This is a genomic window from Croceivirga radicis, assembly GCF_002072105.2.
GTDB classification, from domain to species: Bacteria; Bacteroidota; Bacteroidia; order Flavobacteriales; family Flavobacteriaceae; genus Croceivirga; species Croceivirga radicis.
The window spans coordinates 128,379-144,017 of record NZ_MTBC01000007.1 but is presented as its reverse complement, the minus strand read 5'-3'; the positions used below and the strand labels follow the sequence as shown (position 1 = coordinate 144,017).

The 15,639-nt window shown below is 36.1% G+C and carries 13 protein-coding genes; 2 read left to right on the top strand and 11 right to left on the bottom strand.

Features of this window, described 5'->3' with window-relative positions:
• Window positions 1-250: 250 nt before the first annotated feature.
• The gene (locus tag BUL40_RS11420) at window positions 251-478 is read left to right on the top strand and encodes a hypothetical protein (RefSeq protein ID WP_010520084.1); all 228 of its coding nucleotides are present in this window, start codon (window positions 251-253) and stop codon (window positions 476-478) included.
• Here the strand turns inward: BUL40_RS11420 and BUL40_RS11415 are convergent.
• The 10 genes from BUL40_RS11415 to BUL40_RS11375 all read right to left on the bottom strand — a co-directional run bounded on the left by BUL40_RS11415 (window position 475) and on the right by BUL40_RS11375 (window position 14,019).
• On the bottom strand, window positions 475-2,040 hold the full coding sequence (locus tag BUL40_RS11415; protein WP_080319366.1) for an amidohydrolase family protein: 1,566 nt from the start codon (window positions 2,038-2,040) through the stop codon (window positions 475-477). The two genes, BUL40_RS11420 and BUL40_RS11415, sit on opposite strands and share 4 nt — an antisense overlap.
• Window positions 2,040-4,553, bottom strand: a complete 2,514-nt coding sequence (locus BUL40_RS11410) for a M14 family zinc carboxypeptidase (RefSeq protein WP_080319365.1) — start codon at window positions 4,551-4,553, stop codon at window positions 2,040-2,042. The genes BUL40_RS11415 and BUL40_RS11410 overlap by 1 nt, the downstream gene beginning before the upstream one ends.
• A gap of 48 nt (window positions 4,554-4,601) precedes the next feature.
• On the bottom strand, window positions 4,602-5,477 hold the full coding sequence (locus tag BUL40_RS11405) for a sensor histidine kinase (RefSeq protein ID WP_010520087.1): 876 nt from the start codon (window positions 5,475-5,477) through the stop codon (window positions 4,602-4,604).
• Between the two features lie 143 nt (window positions 5,478-5,620).
• Entirely contained in the window at window positions 5,621-8,983 is a 3,363-nt protein-coding gene (secA, locus tag BUL40_RS11400) for a preprotein translocase subunit SecA (RefSeq protein ID WP_010520088.1), read from the bottom strand.
• A 139-nt stretch (window positions 8,984-9,122) separates the two neighbouring features.
• Complete coding sequence (locus BUL40_RS11395) at window positions 9,123-9,347, bottom strand: DUF2795 domain-containing protein (protein WP_010520089.1); 225 nt, start codon at window positions 9,345-9,347, stop codon at window positions 9,123-9,125.
• Between the two features lie 125 nt (window positions 9,348-9,472).
• The gene (locus BUL40_RS11390) at window positions 9,473-10,030 is read right to left on the bottom strand and encodes a cob(I)yrinic acid a,c-diamide adenosyltransferase (RefSeq protein ID WP_080319364.1); all 558 of its coding nucleotides are present in this window, start codon (window positions 10,028-10,030) and stop codon (window positions 9,473-9,475) included.
• Window positions 10,031-10,295: 265 nt separating this feature from the next.
• Window positions 10,296-10,430, bottom strand: a complete 135-nt coding sequence (locus tag BUL40_RS15905) for a hypothetical protein (protein WP_010520091.1) — start codon at window positions 10,428-10,430, stop codon at window positions 10,296-10,298.
• 25 nt (window positions 10,431-10,455) lie between these two features.
• A complete protein-coding gene (locus BUL40_RS11385) occupies window positions 10,456-10,959 on the bottom strand; it encodes a hypothetical protein (protein ID WP_080319363.1) in 504 nt (167 codons plus the stop codon).
• Between the two features lie 4 nt (window positions 10,960-10,963).
• Complete coding sequence (locus tag BUL40_RS11380) at window positions 10,964-12,841, bottom strand: ABC-F family ATP-binding cassette domain-containing protein (RefSeq protein ID WP_080319362.1); 1,878 nt, start codon at window positions 12,839-12,841, stop codon at window positions 10,964-10,966.
• On the bottom strand, window positions 12,838-14,019 hold the full coding sequence (locus BUL40_RS11375; RefSeq protein WP_010520094.1) for a lipoprotein N-acyltransferase Lnb domain-containing protein: 1,182 nt from the start codon (window positions 14,017-14,019) through the stop codon (window positions 12,838-12,840). Before BUL40_RS11375 ends, BUL40_RS11380 begins: the two co-directional genes overlap by 4 nt.
• Before the next feature lie 99 nt (window positions 14,020-14,118).
• On the opposite strand from BUL40_RS11375, the gene BUL40_RS11370 reads away from it, so the two are divergent.
• Complete coding sequence (locus BUL40_RS11370) at window positions 14,119-14,847, top strand: CDP-alcohol phosphatidyltransferase family protein (protein WP_010520095.1); 729 nt, start codon at window positions 14,119-14,121, stop codon at window positions 14,845-14,847.
• 19 nt (window positions 14,848-14,866) lie between these two features.
• Here BUL40_RS11370 and lptB read toward each other — a convergent pair whose 3' ends face one another.
• Complete coding sequence (gene lptB / locus BUL40_RS11365; protein ID WP_010520096.1) at window positions 14,867-15,607, bottom strand: LPS export ABC transporter ATP-binding protein; 741 nt, start codon at window positions 15,605-15,607, stop codon at window positions 14,867-14,869.
• Between the last annotated feature and the right edge of the window lie 32 nt (window positions 15,608-15,639).

Genomic DNA, 15,639 nt, shown 5'->3' with positions numbered 1-15,639 from the left:
CCGCTAGTAGCGGTATTCCCAAGCAGAAAAAACTCCCCAAGTATATTTTACTGCTAATAGACGCTAAAGGCCGATGAATTACAAGGTTTATCGGTAAACTACAAAGGTCTATTTTTCTTCTTTTTAGGCTTAATTTATACACCTAGTTATAACTACCATTCGTCTACACTTTATTCTGATTTATCGATGAACGGTAAATTAACTTCTTATGTGGTGGTAATTTTACATCAAGAAACAGAAACAAAACACCATGAAAACAGTTATCACCTTAATTTTAGTTCTTTTTACAGCCGTAGCCTTTGGTCAAGAAGAAAAGAAAGTAAAAACCACCGTAGCACCTATAAATAGTACAGCGATTACCATAAATAAAACTATAAAAACAAAAAACCAAGTAACAATTATCTATAAAGACAAAAATTACTTGGTTAAGAAAGCGTTGAAATTTGAACTTAAAAAGATTGAAACTAAAATGGTTTAATCCATTCCTGGTTGTTTAATGGTGTAATTAAGTTTCTGTTTCTCCTTATCTACCATATCTTTTACTGACTTTAATAGTGCTTTGGCATCATAGATAATTCCATCTTTAATGGTGTACTTAATTCCACCCGCTCTAATAATTTCATTATCATCGGTCAATTTTATGGCTCCTGTACCGTAAAGCACTTTTAGGTTTTCTAGGGGATTTTCATCAACAACAACTAAATCGGCAAGTTTACCTACCGCTACGGTACCAATCTTATCTTCCATACCCAATGCCTCTGCTCCGTTAAGTGTTGCACTGCGTATTACTTCCAAAGGATGAAAACCTGCTTCTCGCAACAACTCTAATTCTCTTACATATGCAAATCCATACAGTTGGTATATAAACCCGCTATCTGATCCAGTTGTTACCCTACCACCTCTGTTTTTATACTCATTAATAAAGGTCATCCATAAATTATAATTCTTCTTCCAAGCAACCTCTTGTTCCGTACCCCAATTATGCCAGTAAGAACCATGGCTTACTTTACTTGGTTTGTAAAACTCCCATAAAGAAGGAAGTGTATACGCTTCGTGCCATTCTGCTCTTCTTGCTCTTTGTAGGTCCCTACTTGCTTCATAAATATTAAATGTTGGGTCTAACGTAAAATCTAGAGCAATCAATTCGTCCATAACCGCATTCCAATGTTTACTATATGGTTTTGCAGCTTGCTCCCATAATTTACCAGCATTTTCAAATCGGTGTTGTTCGTTCTGGTAATTATAATCTAAGGGGTAGTCTTGTACGGTTCTATCTTCAAATAGCGCTTCTGGTAGTCCATACCAATGCTCCATACTGGTTAGTCCTGCACGGGCAGAGTGTAGAACGTTCCATCTGGCAACGTCCATTTGGGCATGATGACAGGCAGATTTTAAACCCAATTTTTTATTTTCGTCCAAGGCGGCAGCCATTATTTCAGGTGGGGCACCAAAAAATTTAATTCCGTCTGCCCCCTTTTTAGCATTAGAACGCACCCATTCTCTAGCTTGTTCTGGGGTGCTAATAGGATTGGCACCTCCTTGTCCAAATCCTGTATAGGCAAATACTCTCGGCGCAATTATGGCATTTTTTTCACTTTTGGTTTTTAAGTCTAAAGTCCAATGAAGCCCTCTTCCACTAGGTTCTCTAACAGTGGTAACTCCATGAGCCATCCATAACTTAAAGACATAATCATAGTCTGCACCCTGTGCTTCGCCACCTATATGGCCATGCATATCTATAAATCCCGGCAGCAAATACATGCCGTTACAATCTAATTCTTTCCCATCTGGTTTCAGTTTAGGTCTTTTGTCTGCATCAATTTTTACTCCAGGATAACCAACAACTTGTACTTTGGTGATTATATTATTTTCTACAACAATGTCAATGGGTCCTCTAGGCGGTGCTCCATTACCATTTATTAGGGTAACTCCTCTAATAATTAATTGGTTAAAAGGACCTTCTTGCAAATTTTCTTGACCGCAAATAAATTGTGATGTAAAAAGGCTTAAACTTAGTATGTAAATAAAAAACCTGTTCATTATTCTGGTATATTAACTTGGTTTCCTAAAAATAAAGCATTTAAAAATAGTCTGTTAGTGCCATACCATGAGCCTCTAAAGTTTGGATTGTCTGCAAACATGATAACTTTACCACCACCAATTTTACTTATAATTATTGAGGCTGAGGGTTTAAGAAAATTGTTTAGGTTTTCTTCTGTTATAAAACCATCTATATGTGGGTCTTTAGTGTACTTGGCAACCGTAGCGTAGGCATTTTTACTAGGTTTTAACCAAACCGAATTGTTTTTATACACAGGTATTTGTTCATTGGTGTATCCAAAGGCTATAGGATGGGTTGTGTCTAAATCTACCTTAAAAATTGCCCCGCCAACACTGTTTTTCCCAAGATTTTCCCTAGCATCTACATAGGGTTTTCTTATGGTTATATCTGCAGTGTCTTTTTCTATTTTGGTTAGCTCTTCCTTAACCCATTTTTGGTCTATAATCCATTTAGACGCATTTGCTATAGTTATTAACGTATTACCTTGTGCTACCCAACTTTTAATTTTTTCGGTAGTTTTCTGATCCAATTGGTAACGTCCAGAAACCATGACAAGGACGTTGTACTTAGAAAAATCTATTCTGGCTAAGTTGCGTATGGGTAATTTAGAAATTGGCATGTGAACGCGGGTGTCCAATAAATGCCAAACCTCGCCAGCTTCATAAGAACTAACGCCATCTCCAATTAGCAACGCAGCTTTAGGTTTTTTTATAGGAGAAATATACCCACTACCCAAATCTACTCCCTTAAGGCTAAATCCAGAATTTACAGCATACATAGGTACATTATACTCTTCTTGGGCTTGCTGTAAGGCTTTATATAGATAATTGGAATCTTTTTTCTGTGCCGCTACAGGAATTACCAGACTACCGTAATTGAACGTTTTGTTGCCATTGGCCGTTGCAATTGTAAAAGGCTTAAATGCGGAAGAAACGGTAATTTCTTTCTGTTGTAAAAAATTTAATACCGCTACGGCATTATAATCATCATAATCTATTACATATGCGTAATTTGATTGGCTTATAGGTGCTACGGGAAATATATTCTTCAAATCTGATACAGGCTTCCCAGGTTTGTAGGTACCAATAGCTTTGTAGTCAATATTAAAGAAGTTGGCAACAGACCAGGCAGAGGCATCATAGTAAACGCTGTCTCTATATTTGTCATAAGTTTCGAACATGGTTTGCACCATTCTGTACTGCGCTTGTTTTGTGGGCACCACAAAACCATCTTCCGTTTGTTCTACCTTTATTCTATGTATAAGTAGTTTATCTAAAAATGCTTTGATTCTGTTTTTATCCGTACCAGTTTTAAAAGAATAAGCTTTGATTTTACTTTTTTCGGCTTTAGCTATGCCTGATTTAAAAAACTCCAATTGATAATCATACATCAACTCTTTATTCTCTACCGCTGCTTTTACCGTGGTAATACTACTCGTGTATTGATTACGAATGGTAAATGGGAAAGTAATTTCACCAAAAGCAGTAGTCTGTTTATGTCCTCTAGAACTAGCTTGTTCAAACAAAAGACCTAAACCACCTTGTAAGTCAGGATAAGAAGATCCGTAACCAGGATAGGTACCGTCAAAAACTTCTTTGGTAAAATAAAGCGAACCAATGCTATCCAAGGATTTTGCATAATAACCAGCAAAAAGGTTGTTTAAATCCTCGTAATTTTTTTTGGGCATTATTGGATCTAAAGAGCCGTTGTCTTTCATTGGCTCAAAAAAGTAGCTACTTTGGCTACCCATCTCATGAAAGTCTGTTACTACGTTTGGGTACCATTCATGGTACCAATTTAATTTACCTCTACTTTCTGGATTTATGGCTAAAAGCCAATCTCTATTTAAATCGAACCAATAATGATTGGTTCTACCCCTTGGCCAATATTCATTGTGCTCTGCATCTTGTGGGTCCGCTACAAGTGGATTTCCTTGGTAAGCATTTGCATATTGGGTGTGGCGATCTCTACCATCTGGATTAATGGTAGGGTCTATAAACAGCACCGCATTTTTAAGGTAGTTGATTATTTCTGGATTATTGGAAGCAACAAAAGTATAGGCGGTTAATAAGGCTGCTTCTGAACTAGAGGGTTCATTGCCATGTACATTATAAGCTAGGTTAATAAAAATAGGCAGATCTGGGGTGGCCTTGCTATTGGATTCTGGCTTGGTAAACTCCAGATGTTTTTCTTTTAAGACATCTATATTTTGAAGATTTTCTGGAGTGGAAACGGTTAGCATTACCAATTTTCTGCCTTCATGTGTTTTTCCATATTCCGTAAGCGTAGCACGATCTGAGACTTCCGCAAGTTTTTGTAAATAGGCAACGATTAAATCATGTCTGGTGTGGTGTTCGCCTATACCATAACCTAAAAAAGCTTCAGGTGAAGGAATTTCAGAATTAAAAGGGTGAATTTTTTTATAGAAGTAATCTTGGGCGGATAGGGTAGATGTACAAAGTAATACAACTACAAGTAGTTTTTTAAGCATTCTATTAGTCTAATTGGTTACCCTCTAAAGATAAAGGAAGCAAACCAATTAATCCAATGTATTGATGCCGTCTATGATTTCTTCGAAAGTAATTTGATAATAGGTGCCTTTTTTTTCCATATCCCTAAAAATGGTACCTCTTAATTGTCTAGATAAATTATGGATTAGTTTTAACCCAAGTGATTTTGATGTTTTAGGACTCACTTCTTCTGGGTATCCTATACCGTTATCCCCTAGATACATTTCATAGGTATTAACGCCTTTTTTGGAAAGGTTTATTTCAATTTCACCTTCTGTTTCTCCGGGAATACCATACTTTAATGCGTTGGTAATGGTTTCATTTATTATTAAACCAAGCGGAATTACCGTGTCAATACTTAACTTATAGTCCCCAATATTTAGTTTTGTGGCAATGTTATGATTATTGCCCTTAACAGACCTGATCAAATATTCGCAAAGTTCTTCTACATAAGGTTTAAATTCAATCTTGGAGGTGTAATCATCCCTTTTGTAGAGCATCTCGTGTACCATGGACATGGATACCACCCTGTGCTGACTGCTTCTGATAATTCCTTTAATTTTTTTATCTGCAATAGATCTAGATTGTAGACTAAGTAAACTAGAAACAGTTTGGAGGTTGTTCTTTACCCTATGATGTACTTCTTTGAGCAAGAATTCTTTTTCGTGTAATTTTTTATGCAGTTCGTTTACTTGGGGCCCTTCTTTTTCTTTTTGTATGGCCACCCAAAAATTTAAGATAAAAAACAGGGCAAGCACAAATAAAGCTAGCGGAACCAAGAGTGCGCCACCTACCAAATAGTAGACACCCAAACCAATGGACACCAAAAAGCCCACACTATTCACTGCTTTTAAGGGTAAAAGCTTGGTAGTCAAGGGAGGGTTTTCATCAACGCTTTGTTGCATAGGTAATAGTTTGGCTAGTTTTTTATGAATAGCCTAAAAATAGTGGTTATTTCAATGTAAATCTAATTATGTTTTGCAACATAATCAAAAAAGGCAACCATAATTTGGTTGCCTTTGTTTAACAATATTTTCTGATATTTAGATTAATTGTTTACCAAAACCCATTCTCCTTTGTTGATAAGGGGTTCTGCCTGCTTGTATTTCAGGGTCTTATTTTCACCAGACATAATATTTTTAATGGTTACACGGTCATTTCTACCAATTTTTGGCGCTTCCCTTGTAATTGTTTCTGTTTTTTGAGGTCTTTGCGCTTGTGTTTGCCCAGCCGCCCTATTCTGCGCAGCTAATTCATCACTATTGGGAATTTCTTCCTTGGTAGTCTGCAGCTTTTCTTTTGGTCTAGAAACTGTCTTGGCCTCTTTAATTTGATTGGTATTCTCACTTGGTAACTCGCCTTTGAATAAGAATGAGATTACTTCTTTATTAACTTTATCCATCATTGTTTTAAACAACTCAAAAGCTTCAAACTTGTAAATTAACAATGGATCTTTCTGTTCATGCACGGCCAATTGTACAGATTGTTTTAACTCATCCATTTTTCTTAGATGGGTTTTCCAAGAATCATCTATAATGGCCAAAGTGATGTTCTTTTCAAAATCCAATATCAATTGCTTTCCGTTGCTTTCATAAGCCTCTTTAAGATTGGTTACCACATTTAATGTTTTTATACCATCTGTAAAGGGAACAACAATGCGTTCAAAACGATCCGCTTGGTTTTCGTAAACATTTTTTATGACCGGGAAAGCTTGTTCGGCGCTGCGTGCAACTTTATCTTGATAATGTTTGTACGCTTGGTCATAAACCTTAAGCGCAACATCTTGTACGCTCATTTTACCAAATTCCGCTTCGGTCATAGGAGCGGTAATGGAGAAATACTTTATTAGTTCAAACTCGAAATTCTTAAAGTCGTCCGCCATTTTATTGGTTTCCGAAATTACCTCACTGGTATCATAGATCATATTGGCAATGTCTACTTTAAGACGGTCTCCTTGCAAGGCGTGTTTACGTCTTTTGTAGATTACCTCTCGTTGTGCATTCATTACATCATCATATTCTAATAAACGTTTACGAATACCAAAGTTATTTTCTTCTACCTTTTTCTGCGCACGCTCTATAGATTTGGTCATCATACTGTGTTGTATAACTTCACCATCTTCCAATCCCATGCGGTCCATCATTTTGGCAACACGCTCAGAACCAAACAAACGCATTAGGTTATCTTCTAATGAAACATAAAATTGTGAGCTACCAGGATCACCTTGACGGCCAGATCTACCTCTTAACTGCCTGTCTACACGTCTAGAATCATGACGTTCCGTACCTATAATCGCTAAACCACCAGCATCTTTAACATCTGTAGTTAATTTAATATCTGTACCACGCCCTGCCATGTTGGTAGCAATAGTTACCACGCCTGGCTTACCAGCTTCTGCAACAATATCTGCTTCTTTCTTGTGTAATTTTGCGTTAAGTACGTTGTGCTGTACTTTACGTACACTTAAAAGTTTAGAAAGCAACTCAGAAATTTCAACGGATGTTGTACCAATAAGTACCGGTCTACCAGATTGCGCCAATTTGGTAACCTCGTCTATAATGGCGTTGTACTTTTCTCTTTTCGTCTTATAAATTAGATCATGCCTATCGTCTCTTGCAATAGGTCTATTGGTTGGAATTTCAACCACGTCTAACTTATAAATTTCCCAGAACTCACCAGCTTCTGTAACAGCAGTACCCGTCATCCCAGAAAGCTTATTGTACATTCTAAAGTAATTCTGTAAGGTAATAGTGGCAAACGTCTGGGTTAACGCTTCTATTTTTACGTTTTCTTTTGCTTCTATAGCTTGGTGCAGACCATCTGAATACCTACGGCCATCCATTATACGACCCGTTTGCTCGTCTACAATAAGTACTTTGTTGTCCATAACCACGTATTCCACATCTTTTTCAAAAAGCGTGTAGGCCTTAAGTAATTGGCTCATGGTATGGATACGCTCACTTTTAACTGCAAACTCTTTAAATAGTTCGTCTTTAAGCTCTGCTTCCTTTTCTATTTCTAGGTTTTGATTTTCTATCTGGGCTATTTCTGCCCCAATATCTGGCATTACAAAGAAATCTTTGTCCTGCCCACCAGAAAGGTATTCAACACCCTTATCCGTAAGTTCAATTTGATTGTTTTTTTCATCAATCGTGAATAGAAGTTCCTCGTCTACTTTTACCATTTCACGATTGTTGTCTTGCATGTAAAAATTCTCGGTTTTTTGAAGTAGTTGTTTTACCCCTTCTTCACTCAAGAATTTTATCAATGCTTTATTTTTAGGTAGACCACGGTGCACTCTAAGTAGCAAAAAGCCTCCTTCTTTGGTGTCTCCAGATTTTATAAGATTTTTAGCCTCTGCCAAGACACCAGTTAAATATTGGCGTTGTTTTTGAACAATATCTGCCACTTTTGGTTTAAGCTCGGTAAATTCATGACGGTCTCCTTCTGGCACGGGACCCGAAATAATAAGAGGTGTACGGGCATCATCTATCAATACAGAATCTACCTCATCTACAATGGCGTAATGGTGAGGTCTTTGTACTAGGTCTTTTGGCGTGTGGGCCATGTTGTCCCTTAAGTAGTCAAAACCAAATTCGTTATTTGTACCGTAGGTAATGTCCGCATTATAGGCTGCTCTTCTACTGTCTGAGTTAGGTTGATGATTGTCTATACAATCTACCGAAAGCCCATGGAACTCAAATAGAGGAGCCATCCAGGCACTATCCCTACGAGCAAGGTAATCGTTAACGGTAACCAAATGTGCACCTTTTCCGGAAAGGGCATTTAGATACAATGGTAGCGTAGCTACCAATGTTTTACCTTCTCCTGTTTGCATTTCTGCAATTTTACCTTGGTGTAGTGCAATACCGCCAATTAGCTGTACATCATAATGTACCATATCCCACGTAACTTCTTTACCGGCTGCATCCCAAGAATTTTTCCAAACCGCTTCTTCACCTTGTAAGGTAACGTAGTCTGCCCGCCCAGAAATACTACGATCAAACTCTGTTGCTTTTACGGTGAGAGTGGTATTGTTTGCAAAACGCTTTGCGGTTTCTTTAACTACGGCAAAGGCTTCTGGTAATATGTCGTTGAGTACTTCTTCAGAAATTTTATAGACTTCTTCGTTAAGCTTATCTATTTCAGCGTAGATTTCTTCGTTACGGTCTATATCTGTAGAATTTTCTACTTCCTCTTGCAATTGGGAAATTTGTGCGTTTACAGATGCACATTTTTCTGCAATTAGGGCTTTAAATTCTTGTGTTTTTTGTCTTAGTTGGTCATGGCTTAGACGACTAATTTCTTCCTCAAAAGATTTTATTTTTTTTACAAGCGGTTGTATGGCCTTAACGTCTTTCTCAGATTTATCTCCAACAAATATTTTTAATACTGAGTTTAATATGCTCATGAATATGAATTTGTTATTGTTTAGCAAAAGCTGTTCCAATGTCCAAGTAGAACTTTTTTGGACGGCTAGGCTGCCAAAATTACATAAAAAAAGCCTCTAGCAATAGAGACTTTTTATAATTGTTGTGTACAAGAACGATCTAATATTCGTCCTCGTTCCATAAATAATCTTCTTCGGTAGGATAGTCTGGCCAAATCTCTTCTATAGATTCGTAGATTTCTCCGCCTTCTTCTTCCATAGATTGTAAATTTTCTACAACCTCTAATGGCGCTCCTGTCCTAATGGCATAATCTATAAGCTCGTCCTTAGATGCTGGCCAAGGCGCATCACTTAAATAAGAAGCCAATTCTAAAGTCCAATACATAGCAATGGTCTGATTTTAAAATTTTTGCAAAAATAATTTTTAAACCCAATCTTCCAAGGATTTTCCCTATTATTTAAAAATTATTTTTAACATTCCAAAATTATAGGGGTAAAAAACTAGAATTCTTAGTCTAATTTCTCAGGAATCCATTTTACTTCTTGAGCCTGTAATTCTGATGACAATTTTCGTGCCAGTACAAAAAGATAATCGCTAAGGCGGTTAACATAGGCCAAAACGGTATCGGCTACAGGTTCTGTTTGGTGCAAATAGGAAATTTGGCGTTCTGCCCTTCTGCAAACCGTTCTTGCAATATGACAGTATGACACGGTTGTATGTCCGCCCGGTAAGATAAAATGTGTCATTTCTGGTAATTCGGCATTCAAGCGGTCCATCTCCTTTTCTAAAAAAGTGATTTCTTCTAGACTTATTCTCGGAATCTTTAGTTTAGCATCCTTTTTAGGCTCAGTTGCCAAAATAGCACCAACAGTAAATAGTAAATGCTGTATTTTAATTAGGTTTTGTTTGTGCACCTCTGCTATGGCTTGATCTCTAATTAAGCCTAGATACGTATTTAATTCATCTAAAGTTCCATAACTTTCTATACGAGAGTGGTGCTTTGGAACCCGGGTGCCTGTAAAAAGTGCTGTTTTACCTTTATCTCCGGTTCTTGTATATATTTTCATAGCAGTAGCAATTATTTCTTTGTAACAAAGCTATCAAAAATCAATTTTAATTATAGCAGCCGTTCTTGGCATCTATACGGTAAAAGATGGTTGTAGTGAAAAGGCAAGATTGGCGCCTTCTTATTTTACTATTGCAATACTACTACAGCCTAGAAAAAAGTGAATAGAGCAGGACTGTTTTGGCGGTTAAAAGGTTAATTGGAAATTTATTTTGATCATTTTACCAAAAATATGGTCTAATGTGCTTGTAAATATTTATTGAATTTTATTCTTCATGTTTCTGTTTACCTTCCATGAAGCGTCTGGACTTTCTTTTGCGTTGGCTTTTTCTATTGCTAAACAAGACCACAAAATAAACCAATGCCAATACCCCAAGAATAATATAAACCGTATAATCCATCTTAAATTTTTTTAAAAATACATTTTTACACCCTTAATGTAAAATGCTCTTTTACCTGTTCTTTTCGAATACTTACTATACCACAATAAAAGGTATCTATGCTAACCGAAATTCTAGTATCTAGGATAACTTTTTTCCATTGGTTTTCCATGTATTTTGATCCATGTATGTCCTCCAGAAAAAATATGGTATCGTTTTCAATTTTTTCACGGCTTAGAAGATCGCCTATATCTGTATAATCCCAAAACTTGAAATAGATTAAATCTGCTGTCTTAGAATTATTTGGTTTAAGTTTGGGATACCGCTCTTTTATTGCTAGCTCCAAAGCCCTATCATCACCTACTATAGCTATTGTTTTAGGTTTAAAGTAAGAAATACTTTTTAGAAAGATGGAATAGCTTTTAGTAGCATGGAGTTTAGGTTTGCTGTATAAGCATTTGGTTAGGAATTGGTAAACAAAGGGTGAGTGTACACCATGTTGGTTGGTAGAATACCATAGGAATTTTAGGTATGCAACAAATTTAAACATCTATTTAATCTTCTAAAATAGCAGAAAGTTCAAACCATCGCTCTGTTTTTAAATCAATCTGGTTCTCTAATTCTCCTAATTCAATAGAAAGTTGGTTAATATCTTCTCCAGAAAGTCCTTCGTCCGTAAATTTTTGCTGTAGTTCAATTTTTTTACGCTCTAATTTCTGAATTTCTTTTTCTAGGTTCTTATATTCTTTTTGTTCTAGATAAGTAAGGGTTCTACTGTCGTCTTTTTCTTTCCAAGTTTGTTTTTCCGCTTTGTTACCGCTGTTTTGTTTTTCTGCCCTTTCTTCTAGTACTCTGCTGTTTTCATAAGCACGATAATCAGAATAATTACCTGGAAAATCCTCGATAACACCCTCTCCTTTAAAAACAAATAAATGATCAACTATTTTATCCATAAAATAACGATCGTGGGATACTACAATTAAGCAGCCAGGAAAATCTAATAAGAAACTTTCCAAAACGTTTAGCGTAACAATGTCCAAATCGTTTGTAGGTTCATCTAGGATTAAAAAATTAGGGTTTTGTATTAAAACCGTACACAAATACAGTCTTTTGCGTTCGCCACCACTTAATTTTTCAACAAAGTCATATTGTTTTTTACGGTCAAATAGAAATCGTTCTAGTAATTGTTGCGCAGAAATTTGCCTGCCTTTCTTTAAGGGTATATAGTCGCCAAATTCACGAATTACATCTATTACTTTTTGCCCTTCTTTAATAGAAATGCCTTTTTGGGTGTAATATCCAAATTTTACCGTCTCGCCAACTACTATTTTGCCACTATCTAAAGATTCTTGGCCTGTAAGAATATTTAAAAAAGTAGATTTTCCAGTTCCGTTCTTGCCAATAATCCCTACACGTTCGCCTTTGGTAAAGCTATAGTCAAATTTATGGAGCATGGTTTGTTCTCCAAATTTTTTAGTTAAGTTGTGTAGCTCTACAATTTTACTGCCCAGCCGCTCCATGTTTAATTCTAACTGTACCTGGTGTTCTTTTCTTCTTTGGTGGGCCAGTGATTTTATTTGATGAAAATCATCTATTCTAGACTTGGATTTAGTAGTTCTTGCCTTTGGTTGTCTACGCATCCAATCTAGTTCTTTTTTATAAAGGGTTTGGTTTTTATGTTGTTCAACAGCTTCACGTTCTATACGGGCCTCTCGTTTTTCCAAATAATAACTGTAGTTGCCTTTGTAACCATAGAGCTGGTTATTGTCTAATTCTAGAATCTCGTTACACACACGTTCTAAAAAATAACGATCATGTGTAACCATGAATAGGGTAATGTTCTCTTTTCTAAAAAACTCTTCTAACCATTCTATCATTTCTAAATCCAAATGGTTGGTTGGCTCATCTAGAATAAGTAGGTCTGGCTTGTTTATTAAAGCATTTGCTAAAGCCAAACGTTTTTTTTGTCCGCCGCTAAGTACATTTACTTTTAAATCTAGCTGCGTGAGGTTTAGCTTAAAGAGTATTTGTTTGTATTGCGTTTCAAAATCCCAGGCATGGTATCTTTCCATAGCCTCAAAGGCTTTTTGGTAGGCATCTTGGTCCTCTGGATTGGTAAGTGCTTCTTCGTATTTGGCAATAACATTAAGTATTTCATTACCAGAAGCAAAAATAGTTTGCTCAATGGTTAAATTTTGGTCTAAGCTTGGTTCTTGTTCCAAGAACGAAACTTTGATGCCTTTTCTTTGGGTTATTTGTCCTGTTTCTGAAACATCTTGCCCAGATAAAATTTTTAAAATAGAGGTTTTTCCACTACCATTTTTGGCTATTAAAGCTATTTTTTGGTCTTTGTTGATTCCAAAGGAAATATCAGAGAATAAAACAGTTTCTCCGTAGCTTTTAGAAATGTTTTCAACGGTCATTAAATTCATGCGGCAGTAATTTTTCTAAATTGAGATAGGTAGGTATATCTAATGGCCAATGTTAAGATTGGTAGTGTGCTTATTGGTGAAAGCACTTGAATTCCAAACAGCCATAATATCAAAGCTAAGCCTAGTAGTGTCAAGGCTACATAGCAATAAATGCTAATCCACTTGGGTAATTTCTTGGCTTTTAAAAGATAGAATACTACGTATAGGTTAAAGGGCAAAAGCCATAAGAAATTTAAATTATACTTGGTAACCTCATGGTCCGTTGCCAACCAAAGTAAGATTAAAAATAAACCGCAAAGTCCGCTTAAAAAAAACAGAAAAGCATCTGTAAGCTTACTTCTGGTCTTATGTTTAAAATCTAAATAGGTAATACAGCTTACCAAAATTAAAAGAATTGAAAACCAAAAAAATGGTGTGGTTATAAACGTACCGTGCCAATCTTGTTCTGGGTAGTTTAGTATGGTGCGCTCCCTTAAAACAAGTGGTTTACCATCTTTGGTAGTGTGTTTTAGTTGCTCCATGGCGTAATAGGGCAAGAACATTTGTTCCCTTGCATTAGCATATTGATCGGTTATGCCACCAAAGGCTAAGTCTATACCAAAAGCACCCCAAGAATTTATAGGTATAAATTCCCTAACAAGCTGTCTAAAAGTTTCTTTTTGTTCAATATGGGCGTTTCCAAAAACAATTCTAGATCCAAATTGTTTTTTTAAGATATCTCCAGTTATGCTAGAACAATTATTAAAAAGAGGATCGTATAAATAATCCCGATTTTCTGGTTTGTAATTATCTTCAAAAAACCTAAATAGCTGATTTACCTCTTGTGGATTTAAATTTAGTATTTGCTCTTTTACCCATCTTTTCTCTAAATCATACTCATAAAGAAAAGCGTCAAAACTTCTTCTGGAAAGCGAATAGACCAACTTTCCTTTTACAAAATTTAGGTAGAAGTTGGGTTTATTGAAATCAAACGTACCATAATTGTAAACTACATCTATTCTTTGTACCGGGTCTTTTACACGGAAAGCCGTATGCCCAAATGCATAATACAATTGGGTCCCCGCGGCACAGGTTAGTACACTAATTGCGGCCTTATCTGATAATTGAACGGGCTGTGCCAGTATTGTCTTAAAAGACAAGACTAAACCAAATAGTAAGATAGGAATGATTCTTTTCATATGGAAAAAGCAAAGATGCATATAATTAATAAACGTTAAAAAATAGATTGCTAGTAATGCATAATTTTTAGCTTATTTTTACCAAAATAGCCTTACATAATGAAAAAACACATACCTAATTTTATTACACTCTTAAACCTTTTTTGTGGATGCATAGCCGTAGTTTTTGCGGTAATGAACCGATTAGAGTTGGCTGCTATTTTTGTTTTTCTAGGTATACTATTTGATTTTTTTGATGGGTTGGCAGCACGTCTTTTAAAGGTACAAAGCGAAATGGGCGTTCAATTGGATTCTTTGGCAGATATGGTTACCAGTGGGGTAGTTCCAGGTATAGTTATGTTTCAACTATTGAATATGGCTCAAAAAGGAGGATGGAATCTAGATTTTTTTGGAATGCATACCGAAGTTACGTTACTACCACTCTTTGGTTTTTTAATAACCTTAGCTTCTGCTTACCGGTTGGCTAATTTTAATGTAGACGAAAATCAAGTAAGTTCTTTTGTAGGATTGCCCACACCTGCCAATACATTAATGATATTGTCTTTACCATTGATTTTAATGTATCAGAATAATGAAACTTTAAATGATTTAATATTGAATCAGTGGTTTTTGTTGGGCCTAACCGTGTTAAGTGCTTATTTGTTAAATGCACCAATTGCATTGTTCGCACTAAAATTTAAAAGTTGGGGCTTTAAAGAAAACGGATTTAAATATCTTTTTTTAATAGGTAGTTTGGTTTTACTGGTAACTTTAAAGTTCTTGGCCATACCAATAATTATTTTGTTATATGTAATAACTTCAATGGTAAAAGAAAGGATGGCGTATTAATTGCTTTGTAGAGCGATTGTTAGAACTCCAATTTCTTTTTACGTAGTTCAAAGTTTTGACCTAAATACACTTTACGTACCATTTCATCTTGTGCCAAATCTTCTGGGATGCCTGCTTTCAAGATTCCACCCTCGAACATTAGGTAAGAACGTTCTGTAATTGCAAGGGTTTCTTGCACGTTGTGGTCTGTAATAAGAATACCAATATTCTTGTTTTTTAATTGTGCTACAATACGTTGTATATCTTCTACAGCAACCGGGTCTACACCAGCAAAGGGTTCATCCAGGAGGATAAATTTTGGGTCTGTGGCCAAGGCTCTTGCAATTTCCGTACGTCTGCGTTCCCCACCAGATAACAGGTCGCCACGGTTTTTACGTATGTGGCCTAAGCTGAATTCATCTATTAACGATTCCATTTTCATGTGCTGCTCTTTTTTGGACAAATTGGTGGTTTGTAGCACACTTAAGATGTTGTCTTCTATACTAAGTTTTCTAAATACCGAGGCTTCTTGGGCTAAATAGCCAATTCCATTTTGTGCACGTTTATACATTGGAAACTCAGTTATTTCCATGTCGTTCAAAAAAATCTTGCCACCATTGGGTTTTATAAGGCCTACAATCATATAAAAAGAGGTGGTTTTACCTGCACCATTGGGGCCTAAAAGGCCAATAATCTCACCTTGTTTTACTTCTAGTGAAATGCCTTTTACAACTTTTCTGCCCCTGTAGGACTTCATGATATTTTCTGCACGTAGAATCATAGTTTTCAAAACTAACTAAAGCCAATTATTCT

Bases quoted from the DNA above. Each gene is read 5' to 3' on its own strand.
- BUL40_RS11420 (WP_010520084.1), top strand. From the start codon at position 251: ATGAAAACAGTTATCACCTTAATTTTAGTTCTTTTTACAGCCGTAGCC.
- BUL40_RS11415 (WP_080319366.1), bottom strand. From the start codon at position 2,040: ATGAACAGGTTTTTTATTTACATACTAAGTTTAAGCCTTTTTACATCA.
- BUL40_RS11410 (WP_080319365.1), bottom strand. From the start codon at position 4,553: ATGCTTAAAAAACTACTTGTAGTTGTATTACTTTGTACATCTACCCTA.
- BUL40_RS11405 (WP_010520087.1), bottom strand. From the start codon at position 5,477: ATGCAACAAAGCGTTGATGAAAACCCTCCCTTGACTACCAAGCTTTTA.
- secA (WP_010520088.1), bottom strand. From the start codon at position 8,983: ATGAGCATATTAAACTCAGTATTAAAAATATTTGTTGGAGATAAATCT.
- BUL40_RS11395 (WP_010520089.1), bottom strand. From the start codon at position 9,347: ATGTATTGGACTTTAGAATTGGCTTCTTATTTAAGTGATGCGCCTTGG.
- BUL40_RS11390 (WP_080319364.1), bottom strand. From the start codon at position 10,030: ATGAAAATATATACAAGAACCGGAGATAAAGGTAAAACAGCACTTTTT.
- BUL40_RS15905 (WP_010520091.1), bottom strand. From the start codon at position 10,430: ATGGATTATACGGTTTATATTATTCTTGGGGTATTGGCATTGGTTTAT.
- BUL40_RS11385 (WP_080319363.1), bottom strand. From the start codon at position 10,959: ATGTTTAAATTTGTTGCATACCTAAAATTCCTATGGTATTCTACCAAC.
- BUL40_RS11380 (WP_080319362.1), bottom strand. From the start codon at position 12,841: ATGAATTTAATGACCGTTGAAAACATTTCTAAAAGCTACGGAGAAACT.
- BUL40_RS11375 (WP_010520094.1), bottom strand. From the start codon at position 14,019: ATGAAAAGAATCATTCCTATCTTACTATTTGGTTTAGTCTTGTCTTTT.
- BUL40_RS11370 (WP_010520095.1), top strand. From the start codon at position 14,119: ATGAAAAAACACATACCTAATTTTATTACACTCTTAAACCTTTTTTGT.
- lptB (WP_010520096.1), bottom strand. From the start codon at position 15,607: ATGATTCTACGTGCAGAAAATATCATGAAGTCCTACAGGGGCAGAAAA.